The following is an 11,527-nucleotide window of genomic DNA, read 5'->3' on the forward strand; positions in this document are numbered from 1 at the left end:
GCCCGCAAATAGGTTATAGAAATATAACATGTCAAGGAGCGACCAGGACGACCTCATCTTCAAGGCGCTGGCGGACTCGCGCCGGCGGGCCATCCTGGACCTGTTGAAGGACGCGCCCCGGACCACCGGGGAGCTGTGCGAGCACTTCGAGAAGACCCTGGACCGCTGCACCGTGATGCAGCACCTCAAGGTCCTGGAGAAGGCGGAGCTGGTGCTGTCCCACAAGGAGGGACGCACGCGGTGGAATCACCTCAACGCGGCGCCCATCCAGGACATCCACTCGCGGTGGATCAGCTCCTATGCCACCCACGCGGTGAAGCTGCTGACGAAGCTGAAGCGGGACCTGGAGGAGGACTGACGGGCGCGCGTCAGTGAGAGCTGTCGGAGAACGGCTGGACGTCCGCCGGGGCCAGGGCCAGGGGCTCGTTCTCGAAGCGCGCGGGCTTGAGCAGGCGCGTGGTGAGCACCAGCGCGAGGAAGACGGCGCTGCTCCCGATGGTCACGAAGCGCAGGTGCATGCGGTCCGCCAGCGCGCCCTGGAACCAGACGCCCAGCGAATAGCCCGCGCCCAGCACCATGCTGTAGAGGCTGCCCATGCGGGCCTGGAGCTCACGCGGCACGCGGCCCTGGCAGGACGCGCTCAGGCTGCTCATCAGGATGAGGTAGTTGGCGCCGAGGAAGAAGATGCACACCGCCGCCACCTGGAGCGTGGGCGCCAGCCAGTACACGCCCGACAGCACCGCGATGGTCGTCGCCGAGTAGCCGCGCAGCTTGCGCTGACCGAAGAGCTCCGCGAGCGTGCCCACGCACAGCGCCGCCGTCACCGCGCCCGCGCCCTGGCACGTCACCAGGAGCGACGTGGCCGCGGCGCCCTGACCCAGCTCACGGATGGCGAACACCGGCACCAGGCCGATGAAGGGCGCCACCAGCGCGGCCACGAAGAAGGTGGCCACCAGCACCAGTGAGATGTCCTCGTCGTCGCGCGCCACGGTGATGCCGCGGCGGATGCCGTCCCAGAGCGGCTCGCGCTTCACGGACGGGTCCCGCGCCGGTGGCACCACGCGCCACAGCGCCACCAGCACCGCGAAGAAGGACAACGTGTTCGCGAGCAGCGCCCACGCGGGCCCGCCCGCCTGAAACACCACCGCGGCCAGCGTGGGCCCCATGATGCGGCCCAGGTTGAACTGCGCCGAGTTGAGGCTGGTGGACAGGTGCAGGTCTTCCGGCGGCACCAGCTCCGCCAGCAGCGCGGAGAAGGCCGGATAGGTGAGCGTGCTCACGCACCCGTTGAGGAACGAGATGACGCCGATGACGGACACCGACAGCTGCCCGCGGAACGCCAGCACCGTCAGCACGGCCGCGAGCACCGCCTGGAGCAGCGCGCCCACCGCCGCGTACGCGCGACGGTCGAAGCGATCCGCCAGCGCTCCGCCCACCGGCGCCAGCACCACTGCGGGCAGGAAGGACAGCGCGACGATGGCGCCCGTCCACTCCGCGCGGCCGGTGGTCTGCGTGACGTACACGCCCATCGCCACCGTCTCCATCCAGGTGCCGATGTTGGAGATGAGCGCGCCCAGCCACACGGCGAAATAGCCGGGGTATTCGAAGGGGCGCAGCGAAGTCAGTCGTGGGAGTCGATGGGCAGGCACGTCGAAGGCTGTCTTAGCGCACGCCGCCCACGCATGCCTTGCACGGCGCGGCACCCTTGGAGGCGCAATGAAGCGCACGCCAGCCCAGGCAGCAGCCCGGCTTCAACAAAGCACGCATTCCCTGACGGTGATGCGCGATGCGTGACACACAAAACACCCACGGAGGCTGTGGCTTCCGTGGGTGCGGGTGCGGCGTTGTCGTGAAGGCTCGGCGTTACGGCGCGGTGCTGGAGGCCGTGATGGGCGACTTGCGCGGAGAGAGACGGCCGTCGTCGGCGATGCGCGCGCCCGTGTCGGGGAAGTCCTCGGTGGTGAGCTTGCGCACCAGCGAGACGACGTTGGCGGCCGGGTCCGGCTGGGTGATGCCTTCGCCCATCTGCTTCGTGGGGAGGATGCGGCCGTTGGAGAAGCCGCCACGGCTGTCCAGCTCCACTTCGAGAATCATGCCCAGGCCCTGCGGACCCTTGAGGTTGAAGCGGCCGTAGGTGGCGAAGTTGCCCATGGAGTAGGCGATGAGACGGCCCTGGTAGAACTCCATGGCGCGCGCGACGTGCGGACCGTGGCCGAGCACCAGGTGCGCGCCCGCGTCCACCACCGCGTGGGTGAAGACGCGCAGGTTGCCGCGGTCCTCGCCGAAGAACATCTCCTTGCCGGCGGGGACGTGCAGCGCCTTGCCGCCCTCCGCGCCGCCGTGGAAGGAGACGATGACGATGTCGTGCGTGGCGGCGGTCTGCTTCACCAGCGCGGTGGCGGTGGGCAGGTTGTTGAGGTGGTTGCAGCCCGCGGACGTGTGGAAGGCCACCAGTCCAATCTTCAGCCCGTTGCGCTCCACGGTGGCCACGCTGCCCGGCGGACCGCTCCACGCGATGCCCAGCGCGTCCAGGGTGGACTCGGTGGCGCGGCGGCACTCCTCACCGAAGTCGCCGGAGTGGTTGTTCGCGGTGGAGACCACGTCCACGCCGGCCTGCTTCAGGTAATCGCCGAAGGAGGTGGGGGAACGGAACGCGTAGCAGTTAGCGGGCGAGCGGCACTTGGTGGTGCGGCCGGTGTCGCAGAGCGGCCCTTCCAGGTTCACGAAGGTGAGGTCCGCGTCCTCCAACAGGGGACGCACGGCCGCGATGACGCTGCCGCCGCCCTCGGGGGGCAGGTAGCCCTCTGGCACGGTGGTGCCGAGCATCAGGTCACCGGCGGCGCGGATGCGCAGCTTCGCGCCCGGCGGCGGGGGCGGGCGGGGTGTGCTGTCCACGGGCTGCGCGAGCTTCGCCTGGAGCGCGGCCTGGTTGCGGGCCTGCGTCAGCGCGCCCTCCAGGTCCGGTTGGTTGGGATTGAGCGCGCGCACCTGAGTCCACTGCGTGAGGGAGTCCGCCCAGAGGCCCTCGACGGAGTAGGCCCAGCCAAGCTCCCAGCGGCAGTCGGCGCGGGACGGCGCGGCCTGCACGCACGCGGACAGCTCCGCGATGGCGGTGCGCGAGTCCTTGGACTGGAGGGCAGCGACGCCCCGAGCGTAGTGCTCGTCCGGGTTGCCCACGGTGGCGAGGCCGGACGCGGAGGCCTTGCCGTGCATCGTGATGGCGGCGGCGCGCAGGGCACCAAGGCTGGCCTCCACGGCGATGCGGCCTGCTTCAGAGAGGGATTCTGTCTGGCTTTGCGCGGCGCCCGTGGCCGGCACCGTGTTCGACCCGGGGGGCGGCGTCGGGATGGACTCGGCGACGCCCGCGGGCATCCGCACGGAGACAGGCGTCTCGGAGTCATTGGAACGGTTCCGCGTGGCGGCCGTCACGGACGCGAGGCCCGCCGCATCCAGCTGCCGCGTCACCCGCGAGGTCCCCATCGCCCCTCGCACGGAGGCCAGGCCCGCGGCATCCAGCCGCCCGGTGCTCGCATCCCGGATGACGGAGCGCACGGAGGCCACGCCCGCCGCGGTGAGGCGCGCGGTGCTGGAGGACTCGGCTGTGGAGAAGTTGGGGACGGACGCGGCGGGCGCGGCGAGCGCCAGCATCAGCAGGACGGACGGGGGGGCCATGGCCCGCGCATCTTACGGGATGAAGCGGGGGCAGGGGCGCTCCCCACGGGCCCGGTTCGGTAGCAGCCGGGCAGGCGACACCCCTACACCCCTCGGAGGCCCTGGCCCCGGCTACCCGAGCGCGTCGAGCAGCACCGAACCCCGGCGCTGACGCGGCAGCAGCCGGAAGTGCCTCAGCTCCCGGCGCTTCACCCGTTGCTCCAACGCGCTGTGCAGGGACAGCCGCCCCGGCCCGCGCATCAGCGTCCCCAGCGCGATGGCGATGAGCGCCACGTTGAACTCGTAGCCGCCCTTGGTGATGTCGAAGCCGTTCTTCCTGTGCACCTTCGCGATGGCCATCGCCTGCGTGACGATGACCGACACCGCCGTGAAGCGCGTCGCGATGCCCAGGATGGAGCTCACCCCGGCCACCAGCTCCGTGATGCCCGTGGCCAGCAGCCACGGCTTGCCGGGCTTGATGCCCAGCTGCTCGAACATGCCCGCTTGCTCCTCGATGCCTTCCTTCTTCAGCTTCGCCAGGCCGTGATGAATCATCGTCGCGCCCAGCGACAGGCGCGGCGGCAGCAACGCGGCCGACTTCAGCAGCGACGGTTGTTCGTTGAGCATCGTCACGTTCATGGAGCTCTCCTCGTCGGGACGCGGACGTCCGGTAGGTGAAGTGCCCCTTACGTTGTGACGCATCCGCCCATCCGGCCCCGACGCTCGCAGGGCCCGACGCTCAGCGGCCGTGCACTCAACCTCCGTTCCGCTCCGCCAGCGGCACGTCCATCAGCGCCGCCACCTCCGCGCTGTAGCCACCGGGTCCCTCGCCGTGGACGATGAGAGGCGCACGCACCGACAGGCCCCGGTCCTGGTCCCTCAGCGCCTGCACCAGGAAGCGCGTGGCGGGCGCGTCCACCCGCGCATGCACGGAGCGCAGCACCCGGGGGAACAACCGCGCGCCCGCGAGCACCCCCAGCACCTCCGCCAACCGCGCCGCCGGATACACCAGGCTCACGCCACCCCCGGGCCGCAGGGCATGCCGCGCCGCCGCGACCACGGACGTCGCATCGCACGCCACCTCCGACTTGGACACGGCCCGCTCCGCGTCCGGGCTCACCACGCCCGCCTCGGCCCGACGGAACGGCGGGTTGGACACCACCTGCCCAAAGGCCCCGGCCGTGAACAACGACCGCGCCTGCCGCAGGTCCCCAAGCACCGGCCGCACCCGGCCCTCGCACCCGTTGAGCGCCACCGCGCGCGTCAGCCGTTCGTGCACCGCGGGCTGCAACTCCAGCGCATCCACCGGACCCGCGACGCCGAACTGCTTCACCAGGAGCAGCGACACCACGCCGCTGCCCGCGCCCAGCTCCAGCACGGGCCCGGGCAGGTCGCCACCCTCCCTGGCCGCGAAGTGCGCCAGCAGCACCGCGTCCAACGTGAAGCGGTAGCCCGTGCGGCGCTGGAACACGCGCACGTCCGCGGTGCCTATGGAGTCCAGCGTCTCGCCGTCCTCCAGCCTGACGGGCCCCACGGTCAGCGCGCGCCGTGCATCCGCTCGGCGACTTCCAGCACGCGCGCCTCGCAGGAGACGCCGTCCAGGTGGCTGGCCTCCACCAGGCCCGTGGGGCTGGTGACGTTCACCTCCGTGAGGTAGTCGCCCAGCACGTCGATGCCCACCAGCGTCAGCCCCTTCTCCTGGAGCGACGGCTTGAGGCGCTTGCAGATGAGCAGGTCACGCTCGGTGATGTCCGCCTTCATCGGCGTGCCGCCCGCGGCCATGTTGCCCCGGTGGTCCGCGTCCGACGGCACGCGCAGCACCGCGCCGACCGGGTCTCCGTCCACCAGGATGATGCGCTTGTCGCCCAGGCGGCTCTCCGGCACGTACGCCTGCGCGAGGATGGGTTCCTTCCCGCCCTGCGTGAGCAGCTCCACCATGGAGCGCGCGTTGCGGTCCCCCGGCGCGAGGAACAGGATGCCCTTGCCCCCGAACCCGTCGATGGGCTTCAGGATGGTGCCCTGCGCGTTCTTCGCCGCGAACTCCAGCACCACGGACAGCTCACGCGTGACGCGCGTCTCCGGCATCAGGTCCGGGAAGTTCAGCGTGAAGAGCTTCTCGTTCGCGTCGCGGATACCGGACGGGTTGTTGATGAAGATGGGCGCGCGGTCCGGACACAGCTCCACCAACTGCGTGGCGTGCAGATAGTCCGCGTCCACCGGCGGGTCCTTGCGCAGGAAGAGCACGTCCAGCTTCGACAGCGGCCGCACGTCCTCGCTCAGCACGTCGAAGTGATGTCCCACCTCACGCCGCACCCGGACCCGGCGCATGCGCGCCTCCGAGCACCGGCCGTTGAAACGCAGCCACCCCTGTTCGAAGTAGTAGACGTCGTGCCCCCGCCGCTGTGCCTCCAGCATCAGCGAGAACGTCGTGTCGTGGTCCACCCGCACGCTCTCGAGCGGGTCCATCAGGAAGCCTAGGGAGAGGGCCATGAGGGGCGGAAGATAGCGGACGCCCTCCTCTCGTGCCGCTCCTTCGAGCGTGCCTTCGTCCACGCTGGAACGGACGGGGGTCTAGCGGCCCGGCAGCTCCCTCAGCTTGAGGTTCAGGCGCACGGGCTTGCCCGTCTCCACCGGCACGGCGAGTACGCGGCGCTTCTTGTCCTCGCCCACCAGAATCAGCTCCGCCTGTCCCACCGGCAAGGAGTGCTTCACCAGCGGCGCGCGGCCCAGGGACTTGTTCTTGAAGAAGATCTCCGCGGGCTCATCCAGGAAGAGCGTCACCTCGCCCTTGCCCTTGCCCTTGCGGCTGCCCCGGTTGGAGGTGGCCTCGTCCCGGTCGTTGTCGCGGTCCTTCGCGCCTGCCCGGTCGCGGTCCTTGTCCTTGGTATCGCGGTCCTTGGTGTCGCGGTCCTTGGTGTCCTTGTCCTTGTCCTTGTCCGGCTCCACGACGGCCACGTCGTAGCCGGGCACGGGGGCGTTGGGCGGCAGGATGGGGACCATGGCGCCCAGGCCCATGGGTGGGGGAGGGGGCGCCTTCTCCTCGGCCTCCAGCAATTGGGTGAGCCGGAAAGCGCCGTAGGCCAGGCCCAGGAACAGCGACAGCGACATGAGCGCCCACACCCTGCCCAGCTTCGAGCGCTTCACCGGGGGCGCGGTCTCGTCACTGCCGGGCGCCTCCGCGCGCAGCTTGGCGATCTCCGCCTTCTTGCGCGCCTCCACGACGCTGAGCGCGGTGGCCTTGCGCTCCGGCAGGTAGGGGCCGTCATCCTTCTGGAGCGCCCGCTTCGCCGACGCCAGCACCTGGCTGCTCGTGGTGACGTCCGCGCTCTCCAGCAGGGAGCGCGTGGCCGCCATGCGCTCCGCGAACAGGCTCTTCATGAGCGCGGCGCGCTGGTCCGCGTCCATCAGCTTGCCGCCAGCCACCTTCTCGATGGCGCGCGCCATGTCCCGCCCGGACGGGTAGCGGCGATCCACGTTGCGCTCCAGCGCGCGCATCACCACGCGGGAGATGTCCTCGGAGACGTGCGGCAGCAGCACCGACGGCCACGGGATGGCGTCCTCGAGGATCTTCACCATCTCGTCGCGCTCGGTCTTGCCCGCGAAGAGCCGCTCGCCGGTGATGAGCTCGTGCATCACCACGCCCACGGAGAACAGGTCGCTGCGACCGTCGAGCGAATCGCCGCGCACCTGCTCCGGGGACATGTACCCGGTGGTGCCCTTCACCGTGCCCACGCTGGTGCGCTCCAGGCTGTTCTTCGCCTTGGCGATGCCGAAGTCGAGCAGCTTCACGGTGCCGTCGTACGTCACCATGATGTTCTTCTGGGCCACGTCGCGGTGGATGACGGGGCTCGCCTCGCCGCCAGCGGACGTGAAGGTGTGCGCGTAGTGCAGCGCCAGGCACACGTCGCGGGCCACGGACAGGGTGAAGGCCAGCGGCACCGGCTGGCGCTTCTTCATGCACGCGCTCGTCACCTGGTTGAGGTTCTGCCCGCCGATGAACTCCATGGCCAGGTAGAGCCCGTCGTCCTCCTCCCCCAGGTCGAACACCTGCGCGATGTTCGGGTGGTTGAAGGCCGCGGTGATGCGCGCCTCGTCCAGGAACATGCGGACGAACTGATCATTGGAGCGCGCGTCCGGGAGGATGCGCTTGATGACCACGTACTTGCGGAAGCCGCCCGGGCCCGACGTGTAGCCCAGGAACAGCTCCGCCATGCCGCCCACGGTCAGCTGCGTGAGCACCTCGTACTTCCCGATGCGCTCGCCCCGATGGAAGTCGATGAGCTCATCCTCCAGCGCCATGGAAAGAGGGCGCCCGCGTCGTGAAGAAAGCCGCCGGGACCATAACAGGGCTGTTGCATCCCGGGTCTTTCTTGCCGGTGGAACCCGCGAAGGAGGGGCCCGCATGCCAGCCCGCACGACCCCCAGGTCCCTGTGGATCACCTGTGGATGGTGTGGATGTCCCTGTGGACAACCCGGGGCCCGGAAACGGCGTTGTGGATGCCCGGGGGAAACCGGCAATTTACCCACATGTAGCAGATCGCCGATTCGTGAATGATTCCCGAAGCTTGCTGACTTGTCCCCAACTCCGCTGCCCCTACCTCTTCCACCAGTTGATCAACACTCCAATTAGACTGGTGAAAAGAAGAGGGGCCCGTGCAGAAGTCGGAAACCCACAGGCATCCGCGGGACGACGAACGACGCGGGACAGAACGCTACAGGATCGTGGCGCGAAGCCGCTCCAGCAGCCCGGGCAATTCCTGGAGCAGCTGCCGGTCCATGTCCTCCAGCGCGGCGCGGTGCATGACCAGGTCCTCCGGCTCGCGGTCCGCGGTCATCATCCGCTGCAGGCCGCGCAGGCGCTGGTTGCGCTGGACCAGGCGGGCCAGGGTGTCGTCCAGCTCCTCGGCGAGCGCCGAGTCCAGGCGCAGCTCGTGGCCCACCAGCTCCCTGAGCTGTTCCACGCGGTAGGTGAGCTCCCAGCTCTCCTCGTATCCCGCGCGCCGGGGCAGCATCTGCCCATACGTCCACCGCTCGTTCACCGCGCCCTCTAGTGCGGCCGGGGCCGGGTGAGGCCCGTCAGGGACAGGCGGGTGCGCATGGGGTCCAGCTCCACGTGCATCCGGCAGTCCGCCACGTCCAGGCGCAGGGTGTAGGGAGGACAGGGCGTGTGTCCCGAGTGATTCACGGAGGCCTCCGTGCCCATCCGGAACAACTCGGCCAGCACCGCCCGCCGGACCTCCGTTGAAAGCCCGTCCACGGTGGACTGCACACCCCGGGCGATGAGCACCGTGAATGCCTGCAATCCTGGAGAATCGTGCGGAGGGCCGGCCAGGGTCATACCCGCGCTCTTGCCAGAACCGTACCCTGCGACATGCCTGTCGTTCCGGGGGGTTGGAGGGGCTCGAAACCCTTGGGGCTGAAAAAAACTCAGCCAGGGAAGTGCCCAATCCTGAAACCCCGGGGGGTGGGGTGCCGTGGGACACGGGGATGGAGAGGGGTGTAAAGGCAGGGGCAGGAGGGCTCGATGGCGCGCACGCGGACGGTGGGCAGTGGGGGCCTGAAGGGCCTTCCGGAGGCTCCAACGGTGTCCCCCGGGTCGGTGCCGGGCCGGCCGGTGGCCCTGGCAATGGCCCTGGCGGCCCTCCTGGCCTTCGGAAGCGCTTGCCGGGACGAACCCCCGCTGACGGGCGCCCGGAGCCTCCTGCGGGTCTCCCAGGAGGCCGTGACGTTCCCGGCCAGCTACCCCCAGGTGGAGCGGGTGGTGGAGCTCCGGGTGGTGAACGCGGGCCGGACGACGCTGGACGTGGAGTGGACGGCGCTGGCGGCCCCGTTCTCCGCGTCCGGGTTGCCCACACGGATGGCGCCGGGCGAGGTCCCGGTCCGGCTGTCCTACCGGCCGGAGGCCACGGGCGTGCTGACGGCCACGCTGGTGGGCCGGGCGCCGGGGGGCGGGGAGGTGCGGGTGGAGCTGCGCGGGGAGTCGAACCCGTACCCGGACTGCCCCACGCCGGTGGCCTGCCACACCTCCACGTTCGACGTGGCGACGGAGAAGTGCGTGGAGACCGAGGAGCCGGACGGCACGGCGTGCGACCCGGGCAACGCGTGCATCCAGGGCGCCACGTGCACGGCGGGGCGGTGCAAGGGCCCGGAGCGCGTCTGCGACGACGGCAACGCGTGCACCACGGACGTGTGCAACCCGCTGGACGGCTGCACGTCGGTGCCGGCGCCGCCGTGTCCGGGGGATGGGAAGTGCCAGGTGGGCGCGTGCGACCCGAAGGTGGGGTGCACGCTGGCGAAGGCGCCGGACGGGACGTTCTGCGGCCCGGAGCGCGGCTGTGACGCGGCGGACGTGTGCCTGGACGGGACGTGTCAGCGCCGCGACCCGCCGGACAACTTCACCTGCGCGCCGGCCAGCCCCTGCCAGGGACCGGGCAAGTGCAAGGGCTCCGTCTGCGAGCGCCCCGCCGCGACGGCGCTGACGCCGGACTGGACCTACGACGCGGCCTCCAACGGAGAGGCGCTGCATGACCTGTTGGTGGGGCCCACGGGGGACGTGACGCTGGTGGGCTTCTTCGTGCCGGCGCTGCTGGACGCGGCGGGCCCGGTGCCGGTGCGAGCGAGCACGTCCGGGCGCCGGTGCATGCTGTGGAACGACCGGCTGTTGTGCATGGACCTGCCGTTGTCCGGGCAGGTGTCGCTGTTGGACAGGGTGACGGGCGCGCCGCGGTGGACGTTCGACCTGACGACGGCGCGGCCTGACTTCACGCAGGGGCTGACGACGGTGTTCATGGCGCGGCTGGGGGTGATGCAGCCGGACCGGCTGGCGGCGCTCTTCGAGGCGTACCCGGCGGGCACGTCGCGGAACACGCTGTGCCGGCAGTACTTCCTGGTGGTGTTGGATGCCTTTGGCGGGATGGTGTCCGCGCAGGCGTTGGAGGATCCGCTGCTCGCGGAGTGCAACCATCCGCACCCGTACGGCGTGGCGTCCGACGCGGCGGGCGATGTGTATGTGGCGTTCGGGCCCACGCAGAACGTGGGGGCGCCGCTGTATCCGGGAGCGCCGACGTTGGTGATGGCGTTCTCGCAGGACGGGGTGCCGCGCTGGCGAAAGACAGAGGCCTTCGCCGCCGGGGAGCTGGCCATCGTGAACGGGCTCCTGCTCAACGAGCGCTCCACGCATGCGCTGAGCACGCGGGACGGGCAGGCGGTGGGTTCACAGACGTTCCCCCGGGGGCTGGGCCGCGCGCTGGCGACCTCCGCGCACGTGATTCCCTCGCCCTCCGAGGACGACACCGTGGGCGAGTGGACGCTGGAGGGCTACGCGTTGCCGAATCTCACGCCGTCATGGACGCACGGGTTCCAGGGGTGGCCGGGGCCGGTGGCGCCAGAGGTACGGCTGGCGAGCTGGACGACCTGGCCGGGCCAGCCGCCGGAGACGGTGGTGGTGGGCACGGGCATGAACGCGACGGGGCCCGTGCTGTTCGCGGTGAGCGCGAAGGACGGCAGCGAGGTGTTCCAGTGCCCGGTGTCGAACGCCGCCACGCCCGCGCAGTTCCTGGAGCTGGGGCCGGACAGCATCGTGATGATGGACGGGGCCACGACGTGCGGCGAATGCGATCCGCCGTATGCCTATAGCCAGTCACGCTTCCGGCGCTTCCCGATTCCCGGCCTGAAGCCCGCGGAGGAACCCTGGCCCGGAACATTCGGCGGGCCAGGGCACGACCATCACGAGGACCCGGTGCGCGGGCGCTGAGGGGATGAGAAAAAATTAACGATTCTGATGCATCCAAAGGATGCATAAGCGCTGCTGTGCGAGCATGAATCGCCATGGCGGGGAGCAAACGGCCGCGAGTGCGTGTGCTCCGGCCGAAACGGA

Annotated in this window: 10 protein-coding genes; 2 read left to right on the forward strand and 8 right to left on the reverse strand. The window is 70.3% G+C overall.

The features are described 5' to 3' along the window. The first annotated feature begins 28 nt into the window (after positions 1-28). On the forward strand, positions 29-358 hold the full coding sequence (locus D7Y04_RS38555) for a metalloregulator ArsR/SmtB family transcription factor (RefSeq protein WP_120576151.1): 330 nt from the start codon (positions 29-31) through the stop codon (positions 356-358). Positions 359-368: 10 nt separating this feature from the next. Here D7Y04_RS38555 and D7Y04_RS38560 read toward each other — a convergent pair whose 3' ends face one another. From D7Y04_RS38560 to D7Y04_RS38595, 8 genes are all read right to left on the reverse strand, one after another. Continuing rightward, positions 369-1,649, reverse strand: a complete 1,281-nt coding sequence (locus tag D7Y04_RS38560) for an MFS transporter (RefSeq protein WP_120597942.1) — start codon at positions 1,647-1,649, stop codon at positions 369-371. 214 nt (positions 1,650-1,863) lie between these two features. After that, positions 1,864-3,672, reverse strand: a complete 1,809-nt coding sequence (locus D7Y04_RS38565; protein ID WP_121762566.1) for a CapA family protein — start codon at positions 3,670-3,672, stop codon at positions 1,864-1,866. Between the two features lie 111 nt (positions 3,673-3,783). Further along, the gene (locus D7Y04_RS38570) at positions 3,784-4,290 is read right to left on the reverse strand and encodes a DoxX family protein (protein ID WP_121762567.1); all 507 of its coding nucleotides are present in this window, start codon (positions 4,288-4,290) and stop codon (positions 3,784-3,786) included. A gap of 115 nt (positions 4,291-4,405) precedes the next feature. Continuing rightward, entirely contained in the window at positions 4,406-5,185 is a 780-nt protein-coding gene (locus D7Y04_RS38575; RefSeq protein ID WP_121762568.1) for a tRNA1(Val) (adenine(37)-N6)-methyltransferase, read from the reverse strand. Positions 5,186-5,187: 2 nt separating this feature from the next. Continuing rightward, entirely contained in the window at positions 5,188-6,141 is a 954-nt protein-coding gene (gene gshB, locus D7Y04_RS38580) for a glutathione synthase (protein WP_121762569.1), read from the reverse strand. An 81-nt stretch (positions 6,142-6,222) separates the two neighbouring features. Further along, a complete protein-coding gene (locus tag D7Y04_RS38585) occupies positions 6,223-7,950 on the reverse strand; it encodes a serine/threonine-protein kinase (RefSeq protein WP_121762570.1) in 1,728 nt (575 codons plus the stop codon). Positions 7,951-8,363: 413 nt separating this feature from the next. Next, on the reverse strand, positions 8,364-8,690 hold the full coding sequence (locus tag D7Y04_RS38590; RefSeq protein ID WP_233601780.1) for a hypothetical protein: 327 nt from the start codon (positions 8,688-8,690) through the stop codon (positions 8,364-8,366). An 8-nt stretch (positions 8,691-8,698) separates the two neighbouring features. After that, complete coding sequence (locus tag D7Y04_RS38595; protein WP_121762571.1) at positions 8,699-8,989, reverse strand: hypothetical protein; 291 nt, start codon at positions 8,987-8,989, stop codon at positions 8,699-8,701. Positions 8,990-9,175: 186 nt separating this feature from the next. On the opposite strand from D7Y04_RS38595, the gene D7Y04_RS38600 reads away from it, so the two are divergent. Next, positions 9,176-11,404, forward strand: a complete 2,229-nt coding sequence (locus D7Y04_RS38600) for a tenascin-X (protein WP_121762572.1) — start codon at positions 9,176-9,178, stop codon at positions 11,402-11,404. Positions 11,405-11,527 lie beyond the last annotated feature (123 nt).

Origin of the sequence: Corallococcus sp. AB038B (genome assembly GCF_003668955.1) — a bacterium.
In the GTDB taxonomy this organism is placed as follows: Bacteria; Myxococcota; Myxococcia; order Myxococcales; family Myxococcaceae; genus Corallococcus; species Corallococcus exiguus.